General features: G+C 66.1%; 30 protein-coding genes and 1 pseudogene. 15 read left to right on the forward strand and 16 right to left on the reverse strand.

Annotation, left to right across the window (positions count from 1 at the left end; all coding sequences use genetic code 11):
* The first annotated feature begins 2 nt into the window (after positions 1-2).
* The 4 genes from J2X92_RS20300 (at position 3) to J2X92_RS20315 (ending at position 3456) form a co-directional block, all read left to right on the forward strand.
* On the forward strand, positions 3-917 hold the full coding sequence (locus J2X92_RS20300) for a ParA family protein (protein WP_307578137.1): 915 nt from the start codon (positions 3-5) through the stop codon (positions 915-917).
* A 40-nt stretch (positions 918-957) separates the two neighbouring features.
* A complete protein-coding gene (locus tag J2X92_RS20305) occupies positions 958-1509 on the forward strand; it encodes an RBBP9/YdeN family alpha/beta hydrolase (RefSeq protein ID WP_307578139.1) in 552 nt (183 codons plus the stop codon).
* Positions 1509-2456, forward strand: coding sequence for a ParB/RepB/Spo0J family partition protein (locus J2X92_RS20310; protein ID WP_307578140.1), 948 nt, complete (start codon positions 1509-1511; stop codon positions 2454-2456). The genes J2X92_RS20305 and J2X92_RS20310 overlap by 1 nt, the downstream gene beginning before the upstream one ends.
* A gap of 103 nt (positions 2457-2559) precedes the next feature.
* Positions 2560-3456 (forward strand): CsgG/HfaB family protein, encoded by an 897-nt coding sequence (locus J2X92_RS20315; protein WP_307578142.1) that lies wholly within the window; start codon positions 2560-2562, stop codon positions 3454-3456.
* A gap of 83 nt (positions 3457-3539) precedes the next feature.
* On the opposite strand, the gene J2X92_RS20320 is transcribed toward J2X92_RS20315, so the two are convergent.
* The gene (locus J2X92_RS20320; protein ID WP_307578144.1) at positions 3540-4964 is read right to left on the reverse strand and encodes an FAD-binding oxidoreductase; all 1425 of its coding nucleotides are present in this window, start codon (positions 4962-4964) and stop codon (positions 3540-3542) included.
* An 83-nt stretch (positions 4965-5047) separates the two neighbouring features.
* Between J2X92_RS20320 and J2X92_RS20325 the strand changes: the two genes are divergently transcribed.
* The 4 genes from J2X92_RS20325 (at position 5048) to J2X92_RS20340 (ending at position 7198) form a co-directional block, all read left to right on the forward strand.
* Positions 5048-5548: a DinB family protein gene (locus J2X92_RS20325; protein ID WP_307578145.1), complete on the forward strand. Its 501-nt coding sequence runs from the start codon at positions 5048-5050 to the stop codon at positions 5546-5548.
* Positions 5549-5570: 22 nt separating this feature from the next.
* Positions 5571-6182, forward strand: a complete 612-nt coding sequence (locus J2X92_RS20330; RefSeq protein ID WP_307578147.1) for a cob(I)yrinic acid a,c-diamide adenosyltransferase — start codon at positions 5571-5573, stop codon at positions 6180-6182.
* Positions 6179-6544, forward strand: a complete 366-nt coding sequence (locus J2X92_RS20335; protein ID WP_307578148.1) for a hypothetical protein — start codon at positions 6179-6181, stop codon at positions 6542-6544. Before J2X92_RS20330 ends, J2X92_RS20335 begins: the two co-directional genes overlap by 4 nt.
* 126 nt (positions 6545-6670) lie before the next feature.
* A complete protein-coding gene (locus J2X92_RS20340) occupies positions 6671-7198 on the forward strand; it encodes a class IV adenylate cyclase (protein WP_307578150.1) in 528 nt (175 codons plus the stop codon).
* 82 nt (positions 7199-7280) lie between these two features.
* Here the strand turns inward: J2X92_RS20340 and J2X92_RS20345 are convergent, their stop codons facing one another.
* Positions 7281-7709 (reverse strand): winged helix-turn-helix transcriptional regulator, encoded by a 429-nt coding sequence (locus J2X92_RS20345; protein ID WP_307578152.1) that lies wholly within the window; start codon positions 7707-7709, stop codon positions 7281-7283.
* A gap of 114 nt (positions 7710-7823) precedes the next feature.
* Here J2X92_RS20345 and J2X92_RS20350 point away from each other — a divergent pair, with 114 nt between their 5' ends.
* Entirely contained in the window at positions 7824-8462 is a 639-nt protein-coding gene (locus J2X92_RS20350; protein ID WP_307578154.1) for a dihydrofolate reductase family protein, read from the forward strand.
* 75 nt (positions 8463-8537) lie between these two features.
* Positions 8538-9020, forward strand: a complete 483-nt coding sequence (locus J2X92_RS20355; protein WP_307578155.1) for an RcnB family protein — start codon at positions 8538-8540, stop codon at positions 9018-9020.
* 87 nt (positions 9021-9107) lie between these two features.
* Here the strand turns inward: J2X92_RS20355 and J2X92_RS20360 are convergent, their stop codons facing one another.
* Together J2X92_RS20360 and J2X92_RS20365 are read right to left on the reverse strand one after the other, a co-directional pair.
* On the reverse strand, positions 9108-9371 hold the full coding sequence (locus tag J2X92_RS20360) for a hypothetical protein (protein ID WP_307578157.1): 264 nt from the start codon (positions 9369-9371) through the stop codon (positions 9108-9110).
* A gap of 114 nt (positions 9372-9485) precedes the next feature.
* A complete protein-coding gene (locus J2X92_RS20365; RefSeq protein ID WP_307578159.1) occupies positions 9486-10430 on the reverse strand; it encodes a CysB family HTH-type transcriptional regulator in 945 nt (314 codons plus the stop codon).
* Between the two features lie 180 nt (positions 10431-10610).
* Between J2X92_RS20365 and J2X92_RS20370 the strand changes: the two genes are divergently transcribed.
* Together J2X92_RS20370 and J2X92_RS20375 are read left to right on the forward strand one after the other, a co-directional pair.
* Entirely contained in the window at positions 10611-11213 is a 603-nt protein-coding gene (locus tag J2X92_RS20370; protein ID WP_307578161.1) for a TetR/AcrR family transcriptional regulator, read from the forward strand.
* Positions 11214-11420: 207 nt separating this feature from the next.
* A pseudogene (locus J2X92_RS20375) lies at positions 11421-12343 on the forward strand (alpha/beta hydrolase).
* Between the two features lie 51 nt (positions 12344-12394).
* Here the strand turns inward: J2X92_RS20375 and minE are convergent.
* The 5 genes from minE to J2X92_RS20400 form a co-directional block, all read right to left on the reverse strand.
* On the reverse strand, positions 12395-12673 hold the full coding sequence (gene minE, locus J2X92_RS20380) for a cell division topological specificity factor MinE (protein ID WP_055807120.1): 279 nt from the start codon (positions 12671-12673) through the stop codon (positions 12395-12397).
* A gap of 3 nt (positions 12674-12676) precedes the next feature.
* Positions 12677-13492 carry a septum site-determining protein MinD gene (gene minD, locus J2X92_RS20385; protein ID WP_055807861.1) on the reverse strand — a complete coding sequence of 272 codons (816 nt, stop codon included), beginning with the start codon at positions 13490-13492 and terminating at the stop codon, positions 12677-12679.
* Positions 13493-13548: 56 nt separating this feature from the next.
* A complete protein-coding gene (minC, locus tag J2X92_RS20390) occupies positions 13549-14322 on the reverse strand; it encodes a septum site-determining protein MinC (RefSeq protein ID WP_307578164.1) in 774 nt (257 codons plus the stop codon).
* 106 nt (positions 14323-14428) lie between these two features.
* Complete coding sequence (locus J2X92_RS20395; protein WP_307578166.1) at positions 14429-15730, reverse strand: solute carrier family 23 protein; 1302 nt, start codon at positions 15728-15730, stop codon at positions 14429-14431.
* Between the two features lie 92 nt (positions 15731-15822).
* Positions 15823-16245 carry a hotdog fold thioesterase gene (locus tag J2X92_RS20400; protein WP_307578168.1) on the reverse strand — a complete coding sequence of 141 codons (423 nt, stop codon included), beginning with the start codon at positions 16243-16245 and terminating at the stop codon, positions 15823-15825.
* 83 nt (positions 16246-16328) lie between these two features.
* Here J2X92_RS20400 and J2X92_RS20405 point away from each other — a divergent pair, with 83 nt between their 5' ends.
* Complete coding sequence (locus tag J2X92_RS20405; protein ID WP_307578170.1) at positions 16329-17669, forward strand: AsmA-like C-terminal region-containing protein; 1341 nt, start codon at positions 16329-16331, stop codon at positions 17667-17669.
* 21 nt (positions 17670-17690) lie between these two features.
* Here J2X92_RS20405 and J2X92_RS20410 read toward each other — a convergent pair whose 3' ends face one another.
* From J2X92_RS20410 to J2X92_RS20425, 4 genes are read right to left on the reverse strand one after another with little or no spacing between them, the layout of a single operon-like run.
* Positions 17691-19541: a feruloyl-CoA synthase gene (locus tag J2X92_RS20410; RefSeq protein WP_307578172.1), complete on the reverse strand. Its 1851-nt coding sequence runs from the start codon at positions 19539-19541 to the stop codon at positions 17691-17693.
* A gap of 1 nt (position 19542) precedes the next feature.
* Positions 19543-20484, reverse strand: coding sequence for a 3-hydroxyacyl-CoA dehydrogenase NAD-binding domain-containing protein (locus J2X92_RS20415; RefSeq protein ID WP_307578316.1), 942 nt, complete (start codon positions 20482-20484; stop codon positions 19543-19545).
* A gap of 10 nt (positions 20485-20494) precedes the next feature.
* Positions 20495-21487 carry a Bug family tripartite tricarboxylate transporter substrate binding protein gene (locus J2X92_RS20420; RefSeq protein ID WP_093022209.1) on the reverse strand — a complete coding sequence of 331 codons (993 nt, stop codon included), beginning with the start codon at positions 21485-21487 and terminating at the stop codon, positions 20495-20497.
* Between the two features lie 55 nt (positions 21488-21542).
* Positions 21543-22466 (reverse strand): 3-keto-5-aminohexanoate cleavage protein, encoded by a 924-nt coding sequence (locus J2X92_RS20425; protein WP_093022212.1) that lies wholly within the window; start codon positions 22464-22466, stop codon positions 21543-21545.
* A 144-nt stretch (positions 22467-22610) separates the two neighbouring features.
* Here J2X92_RS20425 and J2X92_RS20430 point away from each other — a divergent pair, with 144 nt between their 5' ends.
* A complete protein-coding gene (locus J2X92_RS20430) occupies positions 22611-23318 on the forward strand; it encodes a Crp/Fnr family transcriptional regulator (RefSeq protein ID WP_307578175.1) in 708 nt (235 codons plus the stop codon).
* A 19-nt stretch (positions 23319-23337) separates the two neighbouring features.
* On the opposite strand, the gene J2X92_RS20435 is transcribed toward J2X92_RS20430, so the two are convergent.
* The gene (locus J2X92_RS20435; protein ID WP_373424867.1) at positions 23338-23562 is read right to left on the reverse strand and encodes a tautomerase family protein; all 225 of its coding nucleotides are present in this window, start codon (positions 23560-23562) and stop codon (positions 23338-23340) included.
* Positions 23563-23602: 40 nt separating this feature from the next.
* A complete protein-coding gene (locus J2X92_RS20440; protein WP_307578177.1) occupies positions 23603-24349 on the reverse strand; it encodes an SDR family NAD(P)-dependent oxidoreductase in 747 nt (248 codons plus the stop codon).
* Positions 24350-24454: 105 nt separating this feature from the next.
* On the opposite strand from J2X92_RS20440, the gene J2X92_RS20445 reads away from it, so the two are divergent.
* Positions 24455-25366, forward strand: coding sequence for a LysR family transcriptional regulator (locus tag J2X92_RS20445; RefSeq protein WP_307578181.1), 912 nt, complete (start codon positions 24455-24457; stop codon positions 25364-25366).
* Positions 25367-25373: 7 nt separating this feature from the next.
* Here the strand turns inward: J2X92_RS20445 and J2X92_RS20450 are convergent, their stop codons facing one another.
* Positions 25374-26075: an ABC transporter ATP-binding protein gene (locus J2X92_RS20450; protein ID WP_055807081.1), complete on the reverse strand. Its 702-nt coding sequence runs from the start codon at positions 26073-26075 to the stop codon at positions 25374-25376.

The raw sequence follows: 26075 nt of genomic DNA on the forward strand, positions 1-26075 counted from the left end.
CTATGGCCAAGATTTTCTGTATTGCCAACCAAAAGGGCGGCGTCGGCAAGACCACCACCACCGTCAACCTGGCCGCCGGCTTGGCCAAGGTCGGCCAGCGGGTGCTGATGATCGACCTTGATCCCCAAGGCAATGCGACCATGGGTTCGGGCATCGACAAGCGCCAGCTGGAGCTCACGGTGTACGACGTGCTGCTCGAGTCGGCTTCGGTGGCCGAGGCGCGCGTGAAGGCCGACAAGCTCGTGGAGGGCGGCTGCGGCTATGACGTGCTCGGCGCCAACCGGGAGCTGGCTGGTGCCGAGGTCGAAATGGTGGCGCTCGACCGCCGCGAAAAGCGCCTGCGCACCGCGCTGGCCGCGGTGGGCGCCGAGTACGACTTCGTGCTGATCGACTGCCCGCCGAGCCTGAGCCTGCTGACGCTCAACGGGCTGTGCGTCGCGCATGGCGTGATCGTGCCCATGCAATGCGAATACTTCGCGCTCGAGGGGCTGACGGACCTGGTCAACACCATCAAGCAGGTGCACGCCAACCTCAACAAGAATCTGCAGATCATCGGCCTGCTGCGCGTGATGTTCGATCCGCGCATCACGCTGCAGCAGCAGGTGAGCGAGCAGCTCAAGGCCCACTTCGGCGACAAGGTGTTCGACACCGTCATTCCGCGCAACGTGCGGCTCGCCGAGGCGCCGAGCTACGGCCTGCCTGGCGTGGTGTTCGATCCGAACGCCCGCGGAAGCCAGGCTTTTGTCGCCTTTGCCAAGGAGCTGGTCGAGAAGCTGCCGCCCGCCAGCGCCTTTGCATCGAATGCGGTGGCGCCGCCGATTGCGCCGGTCGCAGCCGGCGCGCCCAACCTGGCCATTCCCGAAGACGTGCTGGCCCCGGCGGCCGCACCCGATTCCACCAGCGAAAAAAGCCTCTGACGCGGTCCATCATGGACCTGCGCCAACAAGTTTCCAGCAGATGACGACGACGACTCCCCGCATCCTCTTGCTGCCGGGCTGGCAGAACAGCGGCCCCGGCCATTGGCAGACGCGTTGGGAATCCGCGTACGGCGACCGCCGCGTCGAGCAGCATGAGTGGATGCGCCCACTTCGTGGCGACTGGTCTGCACGGCTCGAGGAAGAAGTGCTTGCCGCACCCGGTCCGGTCGTGTTTGCCGCGCACAGCCTGGGCTGCATCCTCGTCGCCGCCTGGGCCGCACATTCGCGCAACACGCACAAGGTGCGAGGCGCGCTGCTGGTTGCGCCCGGTGACCTGGAGCGCAACGACCTGCGCCAGCTAATTCCTGGCTGGGGTCCCATCGTGCGCCAGCCCTTGCCATTTCCGGCGGTGCTGGTCGCCGCCAACGACGATCCCTATTGCGACGCCGCGCGCTCGCGCCAGCTGGCGGCCGACTGGCGCGCGCGCTTCGTTGACGCCGGACCGGGCGGCCACCTGAATGCCGAATCCGGCCTGGGCGATTGGCCCGAGGGCCGGAAACTATTGAACGAAATCTCGAAAGACAAGCACTGATGGCGACCAAGAAACCCAAGGGCCTCGGGCGCGGCCTCGAAGCATTGCTCGGCCCGACGGCAGGGCATTTCGTCGACAACGCAGGAACGGAAGAGGGCGCCGCCGCGCAGAACCCGACCACGCTGATGCTCGATCAGATGGTGGCGGGCGTCTACCAGCCGCGCACCCGCATGGACGAAGGCGCGCTGTACGAGCTTGCCGAGAGCATCAAGGCGCAGGGCATCATGCAGCCGATCTTGGTGCGCCGTCTCGATGGCGAATCGGCCGAGGCCAAGAACGCCGAGTTTGAAATCATCGCTGGCGAGCGTCGCTTCCGTGCCGCCCGACTTGCGGGTCTCGACCGCGTGCCGGTGCTGGTGCGCGACGTGCCCAACGAGGCTGCGGCGGCCATGTCGCTGATCGAGAACATCCAGCGCGAAGATCTGAACCCACTCGAAGAAGCTCAGGGTTTGCAACGCCTGGTCTCGGAGTTTGGGCTCACTCACGAGGCGGCTGCCCAGGCCGTGGGCCGCTCACGCAGCGCCGCCAGCAACCTGCTGCGGCTGCTGAACCTGGCCGAACCGGCGCAGCAGATGCTGATGGCCGGCGACATCGACATGGGCCACGCCCGCGCGCTGCTGTCGCTGGACCGCGGCACGCAGATCACCGCCGCCAACCAGATCGCTGCCAAGAAGATGTCGGTGCGCGAAGCGGAGGCGCTGGTGAAGCGGCTCGCGGCGGAGTTCACGCTCACGCCCTCGCGCCGCAGCAACGACGGTGAGAAGTCGCGCGACCTGCAGCGGGTGGAAGAAGAACTGGCCGACCTGCTCACCGCCGAGGTCGAGGTGCGCATCAAGAAGCGCAGCAAGCGCGGCGGCAAGGTCGAGGAAAGTGGGGAACTCGCCATCCACTTTGGCTCCATCGAAGCCCTTAACGGATTGATCGAACGCATCCGCCGAACGGCTTAGGCGCGGGCGGGCTCCCTCTGACATCCGTCTAATCGATCTTGCAATCTTTTACGGGTATCCTCGCCGGGCACATCGACCCAAATATCAAGGAGAGGGAGTCATCATGAGGTTCACTACAAAATTTCCATTCGCGGCCGTGGCTGTGGGTGCGCTGCTTTTGACCGGCTGCGCCACCACGGACATGCAAATGGGCAGCCAGTCGGCCAAGACCATGGCAACGGGCAGCGCGGCCGGGTCCGCCACAGCCGGCGAGAGTGGCCAGCTGGAGCGCTGCGAATCGCCGCTGGGTACCGTCTCGCTCATCGAGAACGTGAATTCCGGCTGGTACACCATCCTCACCGGCGAATATCGCCTTCCGCCCACCGCCAATCTGCTGCGCCTCCTGGTGCAGCAGTCGAACTGTTTCGTGGTGGTCGAGCGCGGTGCGGCCGGCATGAACGCCATGACGCGCGAGCGCGCACTGCAGCAGTCGGGTGAAATGCGCGGCGGCAGCAATTTCGGCCGCGGCCAGATGGTGGCGTCCGACTACGGCCTCTCACCCGAGATCGTGTTCAGCAACAGCGATGCCGGCGGCATCGGCGGCGCCTTGGGCGGCTTGGTCGGCGGCAACCGTGGGCGCGCCTTGGCTGCGGTCGGCGGCAGCATGCAGACCAAGGAAGCCAGCGCGCTGCTCACGCTCATCGACAACCGTTCGGGCGTGCAGGTCGCGGCTTCGGAAGGCAGCGCCTCCAAGACCGACTTCGGCGCCTTCGGCTCGGTGTTCGGCGCCCGCGCCGGCGGCAATCTCGGCGGCTATACCAATACGGCGCAAGGCAAAGTGATTGCCGCGGCGTTCATGGACGCCTTCAACCAGATGGTTCGCTCGCTGCGCAACTACAAGGCGCAGACCGTGCGCGGCCAGGGCCTTGGCGGCGGTGGGCGGCTGGGCGTGGACGGTGGCGCGGCCCCGTCGCAAACCTACGTGCCGCCGGAACAGGCACCCGCCCGCCGCCGCAAGTAAGCAAGACGCGCGGCCAACCGCAAAAAAAGCCCGGGGCTCTGGCGAGCCGCCGGGCATTTTCATGGGAGCTTGGAACGGTCAGATCAGAGCGCGAAGATCTTGCCGGGATTCATGATGTTCTTCGGATCGAGCGCGCGCTTGATCGTGCGCATCATGTCGATCGCGCCCACGCCCGCTTCGGTCACAAGGAAATCCATCTTGTGCAGCCCCACACCGTGCTCGCCAGTGCAGGTGCCCTCCAGCGCCAGCGCGCGGCTTACGAGCGCGTGGTTCAGTTCCTCGGCCTTCACGCGTTCTTCGGGAATGTTCGGGTCCAGCAGATAGCCGAAGTGGAAATTGCCGTCGCCCACATGGCCGACCAGGAAGTAGGGGATGCCGCTGGCATCGGCCTCGGCCACGGAGTCGAGCAGGCAGTCGGCCAAGCGTGAAATGGGCACGCAGGTGTCGGTCGAGATCACCCGGCAGCCCGGGCGCGACTGCACGGCCGCGAAGTAGCTGTTGTGCCGTGCGGTCCACAGGCGCGTGCGTTCTTCCGGCGTGCTGGCCCATTCGAAGGCGTTGCCGCCGTGGCCGCTTGCGAGTTCCTGCACGGTCTCGGCCTGCTCCTTCACGCCGGCGGGCGAGCCGTGGAATTCCATCAGCAGCATCGGCTCTTCGCGCAGGCCCAGCTTGGCATAGGCGTTCACCATGCGCACCGTATTCACGTCGATCAGCTCGACCCGCGCGATCGGCACGCCGAGCTGGATGGTCTCGATGGTGGTGCGCACCGCGGCCTCGATGCTCGGGAACGAGCAGATCGCGGCCGACACTGCCTCGGGCAGCGGGTAGATGCGCAGCGTGACCTCGGTGACCACGCCCAGCGTGCCTTCGCTGCCCACCATGAGGCGCGTGAGGTCGTAGCCTGCGGACGACTTCTTGGCGCGCGTGCCGGTGCGAATGACTTCGCCGGCGGCGGTCACGACTTCGAGCGCCAGCACGTTCTCGCGCATGGTGCCGTAGCGCACGGCGTTCGTGCCGCTCGCGCGCGTGGCGGTCATGCCGCCGATGGAGGCGTCAGCGCCGGGATCGATGGGGAAGAACAGGCCCGTGCTCTTGATCTCGTCGTTGAGTTGCTTGCGCGTGACGCCAGGTTGCACCGTGACCGTGAGGTCGTCCGCATTGACCGAGAGCACCTTGTTCATGCGCGACACGTCGATGCTGATGCCGCCCTGCACCGCGAGCAGATGGCCTTCGAGCGATGAGCCCACGCCGAAGGGAATGACCGGCACGCTGTGCTCGCTCGCGAGCTTCACGGCGTCGGCCACGTCCTGTGTACTCTCGGCAAAGATCACGGCCGATGGCGGCGGGGCGTCGAACGAGGACTCGTCGCGCCCATGCTGCGTGCGCACCGCCATGGCCGTGGAGCAGTTGGCGCCAAAGCGTGCTTTCAGCCCTTCGATCAGGCTGTCGGGCACGTCGCGCAGATGAAGCTCCGGCATCAGGTGCGAGGTTTGGGTCGGTGCGTTCATCGGGCGTCTCCTGGAGAGGGTGAGGGCGGGGCTCTGTCCGGCCATTTTACGGAGCGAGCACCATAATGCGCTTCGAAAGAACCATGAACCCTACGACCCTCAGTGCACTCGCGGCCTTTCCGTCGCAACTCGCCGCCCACTACGCGGCCATTCCCGATGCGTTCCGGCATTGGGCGCCGACCTCGTGGGAGGGCGTTCCGAGCGAGGCCTTCACCGCCATCGAACAACTCTGCCATGTGCGCGACATCGAGATCGAGGGCTACCACGTCCGCTTTCGCCGCACGCTGGAAGAGCACAAACCGATGCTGGCTTCGATCGACAGCGAGCCGCTCGCCATTGCACGCGCTTACGGCATGGCCGACGCGGCCAAGGTGCTGGCCGAGTTCAAGACCGCGCGTGCGCAAACCATGGAAATCATCTCGAGCCTGAACGATGCGCAACTGGCGCGCACCGCCGTGTTCGAGGGCTACGGACCGCTCACGATGCGCAGCCTCATCCATTACCTCTGCAGCCACGACCAGCAGCATCTGGCGGGCCTGCAATGGCTGGCCGGCAAGATCGACGCGTCGACCATCCTGCGATAAAACAGGCACAACAGGAGCGCCCATGGGCAACCGACTTTCCCAGATCGCCACCCGCACCGGTGACGACGGCACCACCGGCCTTGGCGACAACACGCGCGTGCCAAAGGATCACTTGCGCGTGCACGCCATGGGCGACGTGGACGAGCTCAACTCGCAGATCGGCGTGCTGCTCTGCGAGCCCATGCCGGAGCCCGTGCGCGAGCTGCTCGTCGATGTGCAGCACCAGCTCTTCAACCTTGGCGGCGAGCTTTCGATGCCAGGCTACACGCTGCTGAAAGCCGACGCGCTGCTGCAGTTGGACAACGCGCTGGCCGAGCACAATGCCGCCTTGCCGCGCCTGGCCGAATTCATCCTGCCCGCGGGCACGCGGGCGGCCTCGCTCGCGCACGTGTGCCGCACGGTCGCGCGGCGGGCCGAGCGCGCCGTGGTGGCTCTCGGCGCGACGGTTGAACTCAACGATGCGCTGCGTCAATATCTCAACCGGCTCAGCGACCTGCTCTTTGTGCTTGCACGTGTGCTCAACCGGATGAACGGCGGCGACGACGTGTACTGGAAGAGCGAGCGCATGGCGCGCGCCGCCGCAGAAGCAGCAGATGCCGACCACCCTGACGACAAGGAAGGAAGTCCCTCATGACCAAGAAGATGCCTGCTCATTCATTTGCACTGGCCGCTGCGAGCGCCGCGCTCCTGCTGCTGTCCGCCACTGCCGTTCACGCCCAGAGCGCCGACAACCCACCCAAGGTGCAGCCCGCGCACACGCTTCCGCCGCCTCCACGCGATAGCAAGGTCGTGAACAGCGTGCAGCGCGGCACCAACGCCGCGGGCCGCGGCATCGACCGCGCCGAAGACGCGACGCGGCGCGGTGTGAACAACGTGTCGGAAAAAGCCAGCCGGCCTGTTCGTCGGGTGGGCGAGTCGTTTGGCCGCAAGCTAGCGCCGGGCTCCAACGGGCGTGCTGCGCCACCGCCGGTCGGGCCGCAGGGCAGCGCGCCCTGAACGAACTTTGTAAGGGTCAGACCAGGGGGCGAGCCGCCGCCGGGGGACATTCGCGGAGGGGAGTACCCGGTGTCCTGTGCACGCGCCCCGAACACAAGCAAGCCACAACTCAAAGCACGACCCGAGATGGCAAGAAACATAGAGATCAAGGCCCGCATCGACAGCGTGGAACGCGTGGCGCACATCGCCGCGAAGCTGGCCGATTCGGATCCGATCGAAATCGCGCAGGACGACACGTTCTTTCGCTGCGAGAACAGTGCCGATCGCCTCAAGCTGCGCACCTTCGCGCCCGACCATGCGGAACTGATCTTCTACCGCCGCGCGAACAGCAGCGGCCCGAAAGAGTCGTTCTATCTGATCTCGCCCACCACAACGCCCGACACCTTGCGCGAGTCGCTCACGCAGGCCTGGGGCCAGGCCGGCCGTGTGCGCAAGCAGCGTCGGCTCTTCATCGTGGGCCGCACGCGTGTGCACCTTGACCGGGTGGAGGGCCTGGGCGAGTTCCTCGAACTCGAGGTGGTGCTGCAAGAAGGTGAGCCCGCCGAAGACGGTGTGGCCGAAGCCCATGCGCTCATGGCGCAACTGGGCATCGCGCCCGAGCAGCTGGTGCAGGGCGCCTACGTCGATCTGCTGCGCGCCGTTGCTGCTGTTTGAGTCTAGTCAGTGCGATCTCGTGGCCTTGAGCTGGCATGCGAGCATCCGCGCGACTCTGGCATAGCGGGATATTCGGCCGGGCTCAGCCTTTGCGCGCAGCCGCATGCTCCTTGCGCAACTCTGCCTGCATCTGCTTCCAGAGCTCCGGCCCGCCTCTTTCCATGGCCGCCGCGGCTGACGCACTTTCGCGTGTGACCGGCAGGTGCTTGCGCCCCCAGATGCCGATCTGCGCCACCACCGGCAGCAGGTCGATGCCCATCGGCGTGAGGCTGTAAATCGCTTTCTGCTTGTGCGTGGGATCGTCGCTCTTGCGGAGCACGCCTTGTTCCACGAGCTTGCCCAGCCGCTCGGTCAGGATGTTGGAGGAAATGCCTTCGTCGGACTGCAAGAACTCCCTGAAGTGCCGCTTGCCCGCAAACATCATGTCGCGAACGATAAGCAGGCTCCAGCGATCGCCGAAGACTTCGAGCGACAGGTTGACGGGGCACTGGGATCTCTGCTGGTTCGCCATCGCAATACCGCTCTCGTTTTGAAACTGCTTGCATTTTCGTACCAGTGCTCCAATACTTCAACTGATTGCAAATCAAGAGCAGTTTCCTGGCAAACGTCACCGTAGGAGAACCTCATGAGAAAGCTCATTCTGCAAATGCAGATGTCTGTCGATGGATGCGTCGCAGCGTCCAATTCCGGGCTCGATTGGCAACTGTGGGGCTGGGGCGACCGCTGGAATTGGGACGACGCGCTCAAGCAGTACTTCAACGAAGTCTTCGAGTCGGTCGACGCGATTCTTCTGAGCCGCAAGATCATCGAGGAAGGCTATCTCGACCACTGGGGCGGTGCTGCACGCAACCATGCGGCCGATCCGCACTACGCCTTCGCACAAAAGGTGGTCGATGCGCGCAAGGTCGTGCTCACGAACAAGCTCAAGGTATCGCGGTGGCCGCGCACCGAAATTGCAGCAGGGCGCATGGCCGACGAGGTGAATGCGCTCAAGCGGCAGTCGGGCGCCAACATTCTCTGCATTGGCGGCGTCGGGTTTGCGTCGTCTCTGGTGGCCGAGGGACTGGTCGACGAGTTCCAGTTCTTTATCAACCCTGTGGCCGTGGGCAGCGGTCGATCAGTGTTTCACGACCAGCGCAACGGTCACGAGCTTCGCCTGCTTGGCTCCAAAGCCTACGAATGCGGCCTGGTGGTCAACCGATACGCTCCCGCACTGCAGGACAAGGCGCCGCCCCGATACCAGCCTTTACCTGAATTCACCTGACCGCGACCTGATGTGCCCAGGGCAGACACAAGCGCCTCTGACAATGGACTCGTCATCAACACGAAGGAGTTCCAGATGATCATCAATTCAAAGAGCATGGCCGTCGCTGCTGCAGCACTCGTAATGTGCATGGCGGCTGGAAGTGCCTTCGCGCAGGACCGTGGCCACAACCCCAGCCATGAACGCGGCAACGATCAAGGCAACGGACGCTACGAACAAGGGAATGGCCGCTCCGACCAGGGCAACGGCCGCTATGAACAACAGGAGCGCCGATTCGACCGGCACGACAACCGCGGCGGCAACCACTATGGCCGCGAGGACTACCGTCCCGGCCGCCAGTTCGATCGCGGCGGCTACCCGCAGCCTCACGCAGAGTGGCGCCGTGGCGGCCGTGTACCGCACGAATACCGCGGTCGCAACTACGTGGTGAACGACTACCGGGCCTATCGCCTGCAGGCGCCGCCCCGCGGCTACCAGTGGGTGGGTGTCGGCGGCGACTACGTGCTCGCGGCCATTGCCACGGGTGTGATCGCGCAGATCATCGTCGGCAGCCAGTAAAGACCAAAGGCAGGGCGCGTCATGCGCCAAGCTTGGAGAACGCCGCAGCAATCCTGCGGCGTTTTTTTGCTCTAGCGCGCGAAGCGCTCAGGCCGCTACGGTAGGCAGCGACTGGGCGCACACATTGCGCCCCGTGATCGTGAGCCTCAAGCCGCCACCATGCCACTCGAGCCAGTTAAGGCTCACATACGCATCGATGTCGGCATCGTCGATGCGATCCGCCTGGCGGCTTTGCAGCAGTTCGACGGTGGCGGGCAGTGCCCGTCTGAGCCGCTCGCGCCGTTCGGCGGCGTCGGCGGCCTTTTGGGCTGCCTTGGTTTGCTGCTGTCGCTGCTGCGGGGTCGATGCCATTGCTGATCCGTTCCGGGAAGCCAAGGAATTAACCCGAATGTACGCTGCCTGTGTGAAGCAGCCAGCTTCTTTTTTAATCCTGTGTCGGCAAGCGTTGAATCCGTTGCGCCGGCGCTAGATTTCGTAGTGCGAGCCCTTCGCTTCATCGCCCAGAGCCTTTTCGACCACGCTGCGCGTCAAGGTCGGTGCAAAAGACTCGATGAACGAGTAGACGTACTTGCGCAGGTAGTTGCCGCGCCGCACCGCCAGCTTGGTGAGGTTGATTCCGAACAGCCGGCCCGCATCGAGCGCGCGCAACTGCGTGTCGCGCTCGGCCTCGTAGGCCACGCCGGCGACGATGCCCACGCCCATGCCCAGCTGCACGTAGGTCTTGATCACGTCGGCGTCCATGGCCGCGAGCACGATGTGCGGTGTGAGCCCGCGTTGGGCAAAAGCCTCGTCGATGCGAGAGCGGCCGGTAAAGCCGGTGTCGTAGGTGATGAGCGGATGGCGCGTCAGCGCCTCGAGCGTCAGCGGCGCATCGAGTAGCGCATGGCCCGGCGGCACCACCACAGAGTGCGTCCAGCGATAGCAGGGCAGGGCCACCAGCTGCGGATAGTCGCCCAGCGCCTCGGTTGCAATGCCCACGTCGGCTTCACCGTCGATCAGCATCTGCGCGATTTGCTTGGGCGAACCCTGGTGCAGGTGCAGCTTCACGTTGGGAAACTGCGCGCGAAATTCCTGAACCGCCACCGGCATGGCGTAGCGCGCCTGCGAATGCGTGGCCGCCACCGAGAGCAGCCCGCTTTGCTGCGCCACGAACTCTTGTCCCGCCTGCCTCAGGTTGCTGCTTTCCATCAGCATGCGTTCGATGATCGGCAGCACGTGGCCGCCTGGCTCGGTGAGCCCGGTGAGCCGCTTGCCGGCGCGCACAAAAAGCTCGATGCCGAGTTCCTCCTCCAGCTCGCGGATCTGCCGGCTCACGCCCGGTTGGGACGTGTGCAGGGTGTGGGCGACCTCGGTCAGGTTGAAGCCGCAACGAACGGCCTCGCGTACCGAGCGCAGTTGTTGGAAGTTCATCTGGCGCGAAGGATCGGAAGGAAGGCCCGGACTGGCCGAGCGGCGATTCTCCGCAGAAGTGCTTATGCAGGGAACGATGCGTTTGTTGGTTTCACATGAGCAAATCATCTGTGCGGCACCGACCAGAGTGCCTCTATTGGCGCATTTGCAATTTCGCACGACTGTGCTAAAGTCTGGATCATGGACGCCAAGACCCAGAAAAGCGAATTCACCCGCACCGCGATCATCGGTGCGGCGATGGACCTCGCGCTGACCGATGGCCTGGAAGCGATCACGCTCCAGGCCGTGGCCAGCCGCTTGGCGCTTTCCAAGAGTGGTGTGTTCTCGCGCGTCGGTTCGCGCGAGGCACTGCAGAAGGCCGTGATCGAAGAGTACGGCCGCCGCTTCCTCGCCGACGTTTTCGTGCCGGCCATGCAAAAGCCCAAGGGCTTGGCGCGGCTCGAGGACATCGTCGATCGCTGGATCGCGCGCACCCGCGACATCGAAGCCGAAACCGGCTGCATCTACATGGCCGGCGCCTTCGAATACGACGACCGCGAAGGCGAGCTGCGCGACCTGCTGCTCGCCGAGATCACGCGCTGGCGCGCCGCCCTGCGCCGCACCGTGCTGCAGGCGGTGGAGACCGGCGAATTGCGCGCCGACACCGACGCCGCGCAAGTCGTCAGCGAAATCAACGGCCTCATCATGGGCCTGCTGCACGACGCGCGCTTCCTGCGCGACCCCCAAGCCGCCGACCGCGCCAAGCAGACCTGGCAGCGGATTCTTTCCAGCTATCGCGCCTGAACCAACGGCGCCACGCAGTTTCATTCGTCTTTCTGTATTCTAATTTCGCACAGTCGTGCGATAAAGGAGAAGCACCATGCTGATCATCGTCCTCTGCCTTGCCGTCTACCTGGCCGCCATCGGCGCGGAAACCGCTCGGGAGGCACTGCGCAGCCTGCCGCGCAGCAACGAAGACTGGGTCTGGTACTGAATCGAAGGAGCCATTGCATGACGAGCAGCACCACCACCACTTCCGCGGCCACGCACACCGCGCAATCGAACTACTACCGCCCCAGCCGTGTCATGCGCACACTGCGTTTCGGCCTGACCACCGCGCAGCGCGTGTGGCCTGCACTGGGAGTGCAAGCCGCCTACCGGCTCTTCGGCACGCCGCTGCCGCCCAAGTGGCTCTACCGCGGGCAGGCGCCCGGCACCGAGTGGCGTCGCGAAGCTTGGGCTTTCGAAAACGCGAGCTCGGCCTCTATCACCTTGCCACGCAGGATTCAGGTGCGGAATCGGCGCCCATCGTGCTGCTGGTGCACGGCTGGGGCGGGCATGCCGGTCAGATGCTGGCGTTGGCCAAGGTGTTGGCCGATGAAGGCCTTCGGCCCGTGCTGCTCGAGCTGCCGGCCCACGGCCGCAGCGCGGGCATCATGAGCAACTCGCCGCAGTTCGCCCGTGCCATCTCGTACGTGGTTGCAAGGCTCGTCGCAGACGGCCATACCCTCCGCGCAGCGGTCGCGCATTCGATGGGCGCCAACGCGCTGGGGTTGGCCGCCGCGCAGGGCCTGCGCGCCGAGCGGCTGGTGTTGCTCGCACCACCGGCTTCGGCGCGCGAATTCACGCGCTACTTCGCGCACACGTTCGGGCTGAGCGAAGCGACGCGGCTCGCAATGCAGCGGCTGTTCGAAGCGCGGGAAGGCCTCTTGATGGCGCAGCTGGAGCCGCCGGCTGTCGGCCCGCGCATCGTGCAGCCGACGCTGATCGTGCATGACCGAGACGATCGCGTGAACCGCTTTGCAGACGCGGAGGCCTACCGCGATGCCATCAAGGGGGCGCGGCTCGTGGCCACGGAGGGGCTGGGACACCGCCGCATCCTCAAGGAAGAGGACGTGCTGCGGCAGGTGGCGCGCTTCGTGGCGCAGCCTTGAGCTGAGCCCTGAACTGAAACGGGAGGGCTGCGCCGCCCCCCGCGTGGTCGATCAGCGTGCCGGCGAGGGCGTCGCGTCGGGCAGCTCGATCTTGATGTCGAGCACTTCGAGGTCGTCCTGCTTTTCCAGGTGAACCTTGATGTCCTCGGCATTGATCTTCACGTACTTCGAGATCACCGCCATCAGCTCGCGCTGGAGGTCGGGCAGGTAGTCGGGGCGCTTCTTGCCGCTGAGGCTGGACCGCTCGTGCGCGAGGATGATCTGCAGCCGCTCTTTGGCGACGCTGGCCGTCTTCTTCTTTTCGCCGAGCAGGAACGAGAAAAAGGACATGGCCTATTTGCCTCCGAAAATTCGCTTGAAGAAGCCCGGCTTTTCCGCATCGACGAAGCGCATCGGCTTGTCTTCGCCCAGGAAGCGCGCCACCACGTCGCTGTAGGCCTTGGCCACGTCGGTTTCCTTGTCGTGGATGGCGGGCACGCCCTGGTTGGACGCCTGCAGCACGCTTTCGGATTCCGGAATGACGCCGATCAGCTTGATGCGCAGGATGTCCTGGATGTCTTCCAGCGAGAGCATCTGGCCGCCGGCCACGCGGTTGGGGTTGTAGCGGGTGATCAGCAGGTGCTCCTTGATGGGGTCGCCGCCTTCCTTCGCCCGCTTGGTCTTGCTGCTCAGCATGCCCAGGATGCGATCGGAGTCGCGCACCGAGGATACCTCGGGGTTGGTCACCACGAGTGCCTCATCGGCAAAGTGCATGGCCATCATCGCGCCGGTCTCGATGCCCGCGGGCGAATCGCACACGATGTAGTCGAAGTCCATGGCAGCCAGGTCGGTCAGCACCTTTTCGACGCCCTCTTGCGTCAGCGCTTCCTTGTCGCGCGTCTGCGAGGCCGCCAGCACGAAGAGGTTGTCGCACTGCTTGTCCTTGATGAGCGCCTGGCTCAGGTTGGCTTCGCCCTGGATCACGTTGATCAGGTCATACACCACGCGGCGTTCGCAGCCCATGATGAGGTCGAGGTTGCGCAGGCCCACGTCGAAGTCGATCACCGCCGTCTTCTTGCCGGCGAGCGCAAGGCCCGACGCGAAGCTGGCGCTCGTCGTGGTCTTTCCGACGCCGCCCTTGCCTGAGGTCACCACCACAATTTTGGCCATTGCCATTCCTTCTTGTTTCGATTCGGTTGTTGGTTTTTCGGATGCGCCGCGGCGCATCAGATCGGATCGATCACTAATTTCTTGCCGTCCAGGCGTATCTGCGCCGGCTTGCCGAGCACCGGATCGGGCAGCGGCACTTCGTTGGTGCGATAGATGCCCGCAATGGCCACCAGCTGCGCTTCCATGCAGGTCGAGAAGATCCGCGCCTCGATATTGCCGCGCGCGCCGGCAATCGCCTTGCCTCGCAGAGGCGCATACACGTGCACGTTGCCGTCGGCGATCACTTCGGCACCAAAGCTCACCACCGCCGTCACCACCACGTCGCCACCACGCGCGTACACCTGCTGGCCCGAACGCAGGGGCTTGTCGATCAAGAGCGTGCCATTGGCCGGCACCGGCACTTCGCGCACGATCTGCGGCGCTTCGCTGGCGGGTGCGGGCGATGCGGCGGGCGGCGCGGGCGAACGCGGAGCCGGAGCCACCGGCATGGCCGTGACCGAAAGGCCGGCCGCGCGGGCTGCTGCATTCTGGGCGTCGTTACCCCCGCGCACCGCAATGGGCTGCGTCTGGTGGCGCGCCAGCAGGCCGCGCAGCGCCGCGAAGTCGAGCGCTGCGGGTTCCTCGCCGCCTTCGTCCTCCGGCTGCAGCTGCGAGAGGTCGATGACCACCGGCTCCTGCTCGAAGAAATCGGGCGAGTCAGCCAACTGGGCGTCGAGCGCGTCGGCCAGCACGGCCAGGTCGGCCGTCTTGAGGATCACTGCGATCAGCGGCAGCGTGGCGCTCTTGAATTCGAAAACCGCCTTGGTGCGCGCGGCGGAGACATCGGCCATTGGAAAACGTCGGTGCGAAAAGCGTTGAAGTCTAACGGGCGCGGGCTTCCGGCCAGCGACCGGGTCGCGCTTCAACCACTTGGCAGGACATTTTTTGCAAGGCGTTTCACTTTGGCAGGGCGGAGGCGTTGCGCGTTCGCCCCAGAAGTGCGTAAAGAATGATCGCGCCGAAAGTCGCGGTCCCAATGCCGCCCAGCGCGAATTGGCCGAACTTCAAGGTGAAGTCGCCGGTGCCGATGATCAGTGTGATCGCGGCCACGATGAGGTTCTTGTTCTGCGAGAAATCGACCTTGTTGTCGACCCAGATCTTGGCGCCCGCAATCGCGATGAGGCCGAACACCACGATGCTCACGCCGCCCATCACCGGCAGCGGAATCGCCTGGATCAGCGCGCCGAACTTCGGGCTGAAGCCCAGCACCAGCGCAATGAGCGCCGCCACCACGAACACCGCCGTCGAATAGATGCGCGTGGCCGCCATCACGCCGATGTTTTCGGCATAAGTGGTCACACCCGTGCCGCCGGCGGCGCCGCTCACCACGGTGGCAATGCCGTCGCCGATGAAGGCGCGGCCGATGTAGGGGTCGAGGTTGCGGCCCGTCATGGCCGTGACCGCCTTCAGGTGGCCGAGGTTTTCCGCCACCAGGATGATGGCCACGGGGGCGATCAGCAGCATGGCGTTGGTTGTGAACACGGGTGCGGTGAAAGTCGGCATGCCAATCCAGGCCGCATTGGCAATGCCGGACAGGTCGACCGGCTTGCCCATGCCGAAGAGATTGGTCAGCAGCGCATAGACCGCAGTAGCCAGGATGAGCCCGATCAGGATCAGCAGGCGCTGCATCATGCCGCGCGTGAACACCGCCACCAGCCCCACGCAGAGAAAGGTGACGGCTTGCATCCACGAGTCGAAATTGCTGGCCGCCATGTTCTTGATCGGCACGCTCGCCAGGTTGAGCCCGATCACCGCCACCACCGCGCCCGTGACCACCGGTGGCATGAAGCGTTCGATCCACCCGGTACCAATGGCCTGCACCAGCGCGCCGATCAGGATGTAGATCGCCCCGCAGGCCACGATGCCGCCCAGCGCCACAGCGATGTTGGCATTGGGCCCCTTGCCCGCATAGCCGGTGGCCGCGATCACCACGCCGATGAACGCGAAGCTCGAGCCCAGGTAGCTGGGCACTTTGCCGCCCGTCACCAAAAAGAAGATCAGCGTGCCGATGCCGCTCATCAAAATGGCGATGTTGGGGTTGAAGCCCATCAGGATGGGCGCCAGCACCGTGGCGCCGAACATCGCGATCACGTGCTGCACGCCCATGGCGCCGGTCTGCAGCCAGGGCAGGCGTTCGTCGGGCGCGACCACGCGGCCTTCGGTGGCGGCGACTTCGCGCCAGCTGAATAGGTTGCTCATGAGTTTGCTTTCTCCTCGTCTTGTGTTTTTGAGGGGCTTCGTCCGGCCCGCTGCCGCCCGTGTGTGTGTATCGGGCGGGTCTTCTTGCTTGCCTAGCGCGGCGGCAGCACCGCCATTGTGATGCGCGAGACGCAGGTCAAATCGCCGGCGTCGTTGGTCATGTCGATCTGCCACACCTGCGTGGTGCGCCCGCGGTGCACCGGCCGCGCAGTGCCCGTGACCCAGCCGCTGGTGGCCGAGCGGATGTGGTTGGCATTGATGTCCAGGCCCACGGCCCGGTCTCCCTCGGGGGCCGAGTAGTGCGCGCCGCAGGAGCCCAGCGTTTCGGCCAGCACCACCGACACGCCGCCGTGCAGGATGCCGTAGGGCTGGCGGGTGCGCTCGTCCACCGGCACGCGGGCGCGGATGAAGTCGTCGCCCACCTCCAGGAACTCCATGCCCAGCGTGGAAACGGCGGTGCCGACGTGGTTGCGGGTCAGCTCTTCGACCGAGATGTCTTTCTTCCAGATGCGCATGAGATTGTCTCCACTAAAAGTTTCGGAAACTATAGCGATGGCGGCTGACAACCGCAGTCGCCTTCGCGTGCTAAGTTGGGTCGATGAAGCACCCCGTCCGACGCTGGCTCATCGGCATTGCCGTGGTGTTGCTGCTCGGCACCGGCGTGCTGGTGTGGGTGGCCAGCACCCGCTTGCCCAGCGACGAGGAAGTGGCCGCGCGGATTTCCGAAGCATTTGAAAAGCGCTTCGGCGTCGGTCTGAAGATCGGCGGCGCGCATTGGGCGCTGTGGCCCAGCCCGGTGCTGGTGCTGTCCCAGGTGGCCACCGATCAGGCGCGCCCCATCACCCTGCGCCGCATCACGCTCCAGCTCAAGCTCCGGAAGCTGCTGCAAAGGGTCGTCGCCATCGACGAGGCCGAGATCGAAAGCCTGGTGCTGCCGCGCGAATCGGTGCGCGCCTTCCGCGGCAAGGGGCCCAAGCCGAAGGAGCCGGGCCACCTGTTCTCGCTGCCGGCGCCATGGGCGCTGGCGCCCATTCCGCTCGAGAAGGCGCGATGGCGCGACGTGGTCTGGATCGACCGGCGCGGCATTGCGCTCGCCTATGACGGCGACGTTGTTTTCGACACCGGCTGGCGACCGCGCCAGGCGCGCCTTGAACGCGCCGGCGCCTCGCCTCCCGCGCGGCTGCGCCTGGACCGCGAAGCAGGCCAGGACCGGTGGCGCACCCGCATCGAAGTGGGCGGCGGCACGTGGAACGGCGTCTCCCTCTTCGAGCTGCTGCCGAACGACACGATGCGCGTGTCGGCCGAACTCGAGCCCCGGCAGGTCGACATCGAAGGGCTGGTGCAGGCCTTCGGCCGGCGCACCGCCGTGGCGGGCAAGTTTTCGGGCCAGACCACGCTGGTGGCCCAAGCGGGCGAGCTCGGTGCGCTGATCCGCAGCCTGCACACGCGCACCACCTTCTCGGTGAAGCCCGCGACGCTCACCCGGCTCGACCTGGCCAAGGCCGTGACAACCGCGGGCATCAGCCGCGGCGGCACCACGCCGCTCGACGAACTCACGGGCACCCTCGACACGCAAGGCGGCGAAGACGGCATCGTGATGCGGTACACGGGGCTCAAGGCGCGCTCGGGCCTGCTCACGGCCAGCGGCAACCTGAAGCTCTTCAACCGCAAGCTGGACGGCGAAGTGGCGGTCGACCTTGTCGATGGCGTGGTCGGCGTGCCGCTCAAGGTGGGTGGAAGCATGAGCGATCCCGAGGTGTCGCTGACGGGCGGTGCGCTGGCCGGTGCGGCGGTCGGTACCGCGGTGCTGCCGGGCGTGGGCACGGCCCTCGGGGCGCGCATCGGGCAGCAGGTGGAAAAGCTGTTCGGCGAGGAGGAGCCTGCGAAGAAGAAGGCGGTGCCGGCTCAGCCGCAAAGATCGCCGGGCGTTTCCCGCTGACCGCCTTCTTCTTTCAGCGGTTCAACTGCGCAACTGGATGATCTGCAGGTCGTGGTGCGCGCCGGCGTGCAGCCGCGCGACTTCGGCCGCGCGCCGCGTGAGCACCGCGCGCTGGTTGATGTAGCCCTTGTCGGTGATCTCTCCTGCGTCCAGGCTCGGCGGCTCCGTCAGCACCAGCGCGCGCGTGGGGCACTGGGAAGAACCCGCGCCTTCCTCGCGCAGCGTTCGCAGCACCTCGGCGATGCGCGCGGCCAGTGCCTGCGGTTCGGCCTGTGGCGCGGGGAACACCAGCATGCCGATCTCGTCGCTGTCATGGCCTGTGAGCACCACGTCTTGCACATGGGGCGCCAACATCGACACCAGCTTGACGCGCAAGGTGCCCACCGACACCCAGGTGCCGCTGGAGAGCTTGAAGTCTTCGGCCACGCGGCCGTTGAAAATCACGCCGCGTTCGGCACGCTCGGGGTCGGCCAGGTAGCCCGCATCGCCGATGCGGTAGTAGCCCTCTTCGTCGAAGGCTTCGGAGGTTTCGCGCGGTGCATGGCGGTAGCCCGGAAACACCGAGACGCCCTTGACACGCATCTCGAGCTTCTGGCCGTTGGGCACGAACTTGAGTTCGAGCCCTGGCAGCGGTGCGCCGATGCAGCCCGCGCCGTCGAGCTTCCAGTGCGCCGAGGTGATGGCCGGTGAAGTCTCCGTCGCGCCCCACGAGGTGGTGAGCCACAGCGGCCGCTCGGGCCGCACGCGCTTGGCGACCGCTTCGAGCCGCTGCCAGGTCGAGGGCGCGAGCGCCGCGGCCGCGTAAAAGGCGAGCCGCAGGCGCGAGAACACCTCGGCAGCCAGCGCGTCGTCGACTTCGAGAAACGGCAGCAGCATGTCGAAGCCGCGCGGCACGTTGAACAGCAACGTGGGCTTCACCTCGCGCAGGTTACGCACGGTCTTTTCGATCAGACCCGGCGCAGGCCGGCCCTCGTCGATGTAGAGCGCACCGCCGTGGCACAGCACCATGTTCAGGTTGTGGTTGGCGCCGAAGGTATGGCTCCAGGGCAGCCAGTCGACCAGCACGGGTTTCTCGTGCGTCGGCGCCGGGCCGCCCCAAGCCGCCAGGGGGCCGTCATCTCCGAGGAAGCGCCAGGTCTGCGCCATCATCTGCTGGTTGGCGCACAGCATGCGGTGCGTGTTGATCACCACCTTGGGCTTGCCGGTGGAACCCGAAGTCAGCAGGTACTTGGCGTGGGTGTCGGGCAGCACGGCTTCGTAGGCCCGCATCACGGCCGGCGTTTCGCTGGCCTGCAGCAGCTGCGCGAAGGGCAGGGCGCCGGCGTGCGCATCGGCATTGCGGCTGAACACCGCCACCGCCTCCACGCCGGAGCCCGCGAGCGCAACGCCATACACCTTGGCGTCCGACGCGTAGATCAACGCCGGCTGCAGCGCCTGCAGCATGCCGTGCAGCCGCGACGGATCCTTTGCCATGCGCGAATACGCGCTCGAGAGCGAGCAGGCCGTGCGGCCGACGTGCATTGCGGCGAGCATCAGCACGGCATGGTCGATCGCGTTGTCCGAGAGGATCGCGATGGGCTTGCCCTCAGGCAGCTTCATGTCTAGCAGCGCTTGCGCCACCGCGCCCACGGCTTGGCGCAGCGCGCGGTAGTCGAGCTTGCGCCAGCCTTCGCCGCTCTCATCGCGCTCCGCGAAAGCCAGCGCATCGGGCGTTTCGCGCGCCCAGCGTTCGATCCATTCGCCGATGCAGCGCGCATAGGGCTTGAGCGCCACCGGCGAACGCAGCGCGAAGGAGCCGTCGTCGAAGTCGATGCGCACCGTGCGCGGGGGGGCGATCTGGCTCTCGTCCAGGAGGAAGTCGTCTTCTATCATTTCAATCGAGTCTGCCGGTGTCGGCTTTGGCGCGAATCAGGTTTAACAGCAGGATGTCGCGGGCGGACTCGAGTTCGGCCACGCGCCGCGCGCCCAGTTCTTCAGCCACGCCCTCGGTCACCTTCGCTTTGAGTTCTTCCGTCATCGAAGGCGCTCCGAGATCCTTCCACCAGTCTTCGATCGGCCCGCCCAGGTGTGCGAGCACATGCGCGATGCCGCCTGCGCCTCCCGAGAGATGCAGGTTCATGAAGGGCCCCATCACTGCCCAGCGCAGGCCCGGGCCATGCGCAATGGCGGTGTCGATGTCGGCCACGCTGGCCACGCCTTCGTCGACCAGGTGAAAGGCTTCGCGCCACAGGGCGGCCTGCAGCCGGTTTGCGATGTGCCCCTTGACCTCGCGCTTCACGTGGATCGGCCGCTTGCCGATGGCGGCGTAGAACGCCATGGTGCGTTCGATGGTCTCGGCCGAAGTGCGCTCGCCACCCACCACTTCCACCAGCGGAATCAGGTGCGGCGGGTTGAACGGGTGGCCCAGCACCACGCGTTCCGGATGCCGGCATTCGGCCTGCACCGCGCTGATGGCCAGCCCCGAAGAGCTCGATGCCAGGATCGCGCGGGCCGGCGCGGCCTCGTCCATGCGGCGGAACAGGTCAATCTTGAAATCCAGCCGCTCGGGGCCGCTCTCCTGGACGAAGTCGGCCTCGGCTACCGCGTCTTCGAGCCGCGCGTGAAAGCGCAGCCGCGCAGCCGAGGCGCCTACAGCCAACCCGAAGCGTTCCAGCGTCGGCCAGTGCGCGGCCACCGCCGCGCGCAGCCGCGCTTCGGCGTCGGGCGAGGGGTCGGTGGCGTCCACGTCGAGGCCCCGCGCCAGGAAGAAGGCGGCCCAGCTGGCGCCGATGACGCCGGTGGCGACCACCGCCACGCGTTTCGGGTTCGGTTCCATCCGCATCGCTTCAGGATTCCGCCGTGAAGCCGATCTTCTTGACCAGCGGCCCCCAGCGATCGGCCTCGGCCTTTTGCGAGCGCGCCATCTCCTCGGCCGTGGAGCCCTGGGCGATCAAGCCGACCACGGCCAGGCTGTCCGTCACCACCTTTTCCTTGATGGCCGCGTTGATCGCGGCATTGGCCGTAGCCACCACGCTGGCCGGCGTCCTGGCCGGGGCGTAGAAGCCGAACCACTCCTCGGTGGTCAGTTCCGCAAAGCCCTGTTCGGCAAAGGTCGGTACCTCCGGCGAGAACGGCGAGCGCGCCTTGCCCGAGGTGGCGAGCAGCCGCAGCTTGCCGGCCTTGTGGTTGGGGATGAAGTCTCCGCTGGGGGTGACCATGGCCGCGATCTGTCCGCCCACCACGTCGGTCACACCGGGAATCGAGCCGCGGTAGGGCACGTGCTTCAGATCGACCCCGTTGTTCAGGCCCAGCAGCGCGCCGATGAAGTGCGGCGTGGAGCCGGCCGCCGGCGAGCCATAGCTGGCCTGGTTCGGGTTGGCCTTGGCCCAGGCGAGAAAGTCTTTCACCGTACGCACCTCGGGCGGCACCAGGGGGCCGACCGCCAGGCCGTGGTGCATGACCGCGGCAATCGACACCGGCACGAAATCCTTGCTTGGGTCGTAGCTGAGCTTGCTGTAGATGTGCGGGTAGATCGACGTGCACGAGAAAGGCGACAGCGCCAGCACGCTGCCGTCGGCCGGTGCGTTCTTGAGGCTTTCCAGCGCGATGCGGCCGCCCGCGCCCGGCTTGTTTTCAACGACGGCCGCATTGCGCGTGTAGGCCGAGCCGGCGAGCTTTTCACCCACGCGGCGCGCCACGCTGTCGCCGGCGCTGCCGGCCGGAAAGCCGTAATAGATCTTGACCTGCTCGAGCGCCTGGGCGAATGCGGCCAGCGGCGAGAGGGTACCCAGCGCAGTGGCTGCGCCCAGGGTGTGGAGGAAGTGGCGTCGGGTGTTCATGAAATGTCTCCTACTAATATCTTCAAAGCGGTTTCTGGCGGGATCAACGGCCGCTTCAATGCGGCGCGAATTCGGGGCGCGGCCCGCCTCTGCGCGGCAGTCCCATCATCTGCCTTGCTTCGGCCGGCGTGGCCACTTCCATGTCGAGCTCATGGATAACGCGCACGATCCGCTCGGTGAGCTGCACGTTGGTGGCGAGCTCGCCCTGGCGGAAATACAGGTTGTCTTCCAGCCCCACGCGGGCATGCCCGCCCAGCAGCAGCGCCGCCACGTTGGCCTCGAGCTGCGAAGGGCCGATGCCGCTCACGCAGAAGATGCTGCCTTTGGGCAGGGTGTCGACCATCATCTGCAGGAAGCGCGGCGAATACGGCATCGCGTTCTGGAAGTTGCGGTGCACGTTCATCACCAGGTTGACGAAGTAGGGCTCGTCGTCATGGCCCTCTTCGATCAGCGTGGTCGTGTCCTGCAGGATGTGCGTGGGGCTGAACACCTCCCATTCGGGCTTGATGCCGCGCGCCTTCATGCCGGCGGCCAGCTCGCGGCCCTTGGTGATCGGCGTGTCCATCAGGATCTGCTTGCCCTCGAAGCTCAGGTTCAGCGTGGTTGCGTCCAGCGTGCACATCTCGGCGCCCGCGTCCATGCCCTTGATGCGCTCTTCCCACGCAATTTCCCAGCGATCGCCCGCCAGCGGCTTCACCATGTCGCCGTGCACGCCGCCGCCGGTGGAGTTGTTGATGACGATGTCGCAGCCTCCCGCGCGGATCCGGCTGTTGATGTCGCGGTACACGTCTGCGTTGCAGGTGGCGCCGTCGTCCGGCCTGCGCGCGTGGATCGCCACCACGCTGGCGCCGGCGTTCCAGCAGCGCAGCACGTCGGCCGCAATTTCGGCCGGCTGGGTGGGAAGGTGGGGGTTCTGCGACTTGTGCGCCATGCCGCCGGTGGGGGCGATGGTCACGATCACTTTGCGCTTCGACGACATGCTCCGGAGTCTCCTGGTGTCTTCTTTCATGAGGGGCGCGCTATTATTTTTGGAGGCGCAGGCACACTCAGTCATCGCGACGACATTTAGGCTCAGGGTTTACGCGGCGCGGGCCGCGCCCATGCCATCAGGAGCATTCTTTTCATGCCTACGACGAAGCCGGCCATCAAGGCGGCATCGCTGACCGTTGCGCAACTGCTTGAGCGCTCGGCTTGGTTTCCGCTGCTCGACGAAGCCGCGCGCGAACGCGTGCGCGACGAGATCCGCGAGGTCGAGGTAGCGGCCGGCGCCGCCCTGTGCCGGCGCGGTGATACGCCGCTGCACTGGTACGGCACGCTCGAGGGGCTTCTGAAGTGGTCGACCACCTCGAGCGATGGCCGCTCCGTCACCTTCGGCGGGCTCTCCGTCGGCAGCTGGTTCGGCGAAGGCACGCTGCTGCGCGGCGCTCCGCGCTCGGCCGACGTCATTGCGCTGCGGCCGAGCCGCGTGGCCCAGCTGCCGGTGGAGACTTTCGAGTGGCTTCACCGCACGCAGCGCGGCTTCGATCACTTTTTGCTGCAGCAGCTCAACGAGCGGCTGCACTGGTTCATGGGCAACTACGCAGCGCACCGGCTGCTCGACGCCGACAGCCAGGTGGCCCGTGCGCTGGCGGGGCTGTTCCATCCGTGGCTGTATCCGGGCAGCGAGCCGCATCTGCAGACCTCGCAGGAGGAGATCGCCAACCTGTCGGGTGTTTCGCGCCAGCGCTGCAATGCGGCGCTGAACCGGCTGAAGGACGCGGGGTTTCTGCGGATCGAGTACGGGGGCATCACCGTTATTGATCTGGAAGGGCTGCGGCGCTTCATCGAATAGGCGGCCCGCGCCCATCACCTCACTGCGCCGATTTCGCCTTGTCCGCCAGCCGCTTGCGGTACTCCGTCGTCGTCAGGCCCGCGAAGCCCCAGTCGTCGGTGTCGATTTCCTCGATCACGATGTGTGTCCATTCCGGCGGCTTGTTCAGCACGCGTTCCAGGGTTTCCGTGAACTCGGCGATGACCTGGGTTTTCTGCTCGCGGGTGGCGCCGTCGCGGGTGATCTTCAGATTGATGAAAGGCATAGTGCGCTCCTTGGAGTGGATGGATGAATGAACGAGACGATTACCACTTGCCCGTGCTCATGCCGCCGTCCACCGGCAGCACCACGCCCGTCGTGAAATCGGCGCTCGTGAGGTAGAGCACGGCGTCGGCGATCTCGCGCACGGTTGCGATGCGGCCGGCGGGCGAGAGGCCGTTCAGGAAGCCGTGCTGCTCGGGCGTGTACAGCGGCGTGTCGACGATGCCGGGCGCTACCGCATTCACCTTGACGTTGTGCGGTGCGAGTTCGAGTGCCAGCGCCCGCGTCGCGGCGTTGATGCCGCCCTTGATGAGCACTGGCAAGGCGGCCGGCACCTGCTGGTTCGGCTGCAGCGCAATGCTCGCGGTGATGTTCACGATGTGGCCCTGGCGGCGCGCCACCATGTGCTTTGCCGCGGCCTGCGAGGCGTAGACAAAACCCTTGAGGTTCGTGGCCACCAGCTGGTCGAGTTCTTCCTCGGTGTAGTCGACAAACGGCTTGGCGTTGAAGATGCCCGCGTTGTTGACGAGCACGTCGACCTTGCCGAAGCGCTCCACGGCGCGGTTGACGAGTTGCTGCGCGGTGTCGCGGCGACCGATGTCGCCGGCCACGCCGAAAAAGCGCGCGGGGTTGCCGAGCTGCTTGGCCGCGGCCGCGAGCCGCTCTTCGGTGCGCGCATTCGCGACCACGTTGAAGCCACGTTCCAGATAAGCCTGCGCGAGGCCCAGGCCGATGCCGCTCGAGGCACCGGTGATGACGACCGTGGACCGGGTATTGAGGGTGTCTTCCATGTCGGTACTCCAAAGAGTTGAGGGGATGGACGAACTGTATTGATGACGCCGTAAGGAATAAATCACTAGACTTGCACTTCACTTGATACGCGAGGTAATCAATCCATGCAGCGGCAGTTCGGCGACATCCTTCTCGGCAGCATCGAACTCTTCTGCCTGGCGGCGGAAACCGGCGGCTTCACCTCGGCCGCGCTGGCCGCGGGCGTCACGCCGGCGGCCGTCAGCCGCTCGATCTCGCGGCTCGAAAAACGGCTGGGTTTGCGCCTCTTCGTGCGCACCACGCGCAGCGTGCGGCTGACCGACGCGGGCCGCTCCTACTTCGCGCAATGCCGGCAGGCGCTCACGCAGTTGGCCGAAGCCGAGCGCGAGGTCATGGGACAGCAGGCGCAGCCTTCCGGCACGCTGCGCATCAGCGTGCCCACCACCTACGGCCACCACCGCCTGCTGCCGCTGCTGCCGGTGTTTCGCGAACGCTTTCCCGACATCCGGCTGCACGTGCACCTGAGCAACCGCAACATCGATTTCGTGGAAGAGGGCTACGACATGGCCGTGCGTGTGCGCGCCCAGCCCGACTCCACGCTGATCGCGCGGCATTTGGAAGATGCGCAGCTGGTGGTGGTGGCCAGCCGCAAATACCTCAAGAAGGCCGGCACGCCCCGCACGCTGGACGATCTGTCCGCGCACGAGTGCATCCAGTTCGAGCTGCCCAGCAGCGGCCGCCGCATCTCATGGCTTTTCAGGGAGAACGGCAGGGACCGCGAAGTCTTCGCGGACAGCGCCTACAGCTGCTCCGACGACGTGCTGGGCGGCGTCACGCTGGCCAAGAGCGACGCCGGGCTCTTCCAGGCCTATCGCTTCGTGGTGGAAAAAGAGCTGGCCGACGGCTCGCTCGTCGAAGTGCTGAAGCCGTTCGCCGGCCGCTCGCGGCCTTACACGCTGCTGTACCCCGACGGGCGGCACGTGCCGCTGCGCATGCGGGTGTTCATCGACTTCCTGATGGCGCAGCGGGCCGCGTGAGCCGGGCTCACACGCCGAGCAATTCTTCCAGCGCCTGCGGCTCTGCCAGCAAGTCGGCCGACGCGCCGTGCCGCACGATCTGCCCCTTCTCCATCACCATCGCCAGGTCGGTGTGCGCAAGCACCTTGCGGTAGTCGCGATCGACGATCAGCGTGGCGATGCCGGTCGCGCGGATCTCGCCGATCACACGCCAGATCTCGGCCACGATCAGCGGCGCCAAGCCTTCGGTGGCTTCGTCGAGGATCAGCAGGCGCGGGTTGGTCATCAGCGCGCGGCCGATGGAGAGCATTTGCTGCTCGCCCCCCGAAAGTTGCTGGCCGCCATGCGACAGCCGCTCGGCGAGGCGCGGAAAGGTGGCCATCACGCGGTCGAAGGTCCAGGCGCGGTGTCCGTCGATGCCCGCGCGCTCGCTCATCACGAGGTTCTCGCGCACCGAGAGGTTCGGAAAAATGCCGCGGCCTTCGGGCACGTAGCCGATGCCCAGGCGCGCCATTTTCTCTGGTGGCCAGCCGGTGACCGTGCGGCCATCGACCTGCACTTCGCCCGAGGCGGGGCGCACGTAGCCCATCATGCTGCGGATCAGCGTGGTCTTGCCCATGCCGTTGCGCCCGAGCAGGCCCACCGACGTGGCGGCCGGGATGCCGGCATGCACACCGCGCAGGATGTGGCTGTTGCCGTAGTAGGTGTTGAGATCGCGGACGACGAGCAT

This window comes from Variovorax paradoxus, from assembly GCF_030811855.1.
Lineage (GTDB): Bacteria > Pseudomonadota > Gammaproteobacteria > Burkholderiales > Burkholderiaceae_C > Variovorax > Variovorax paradoxus_L.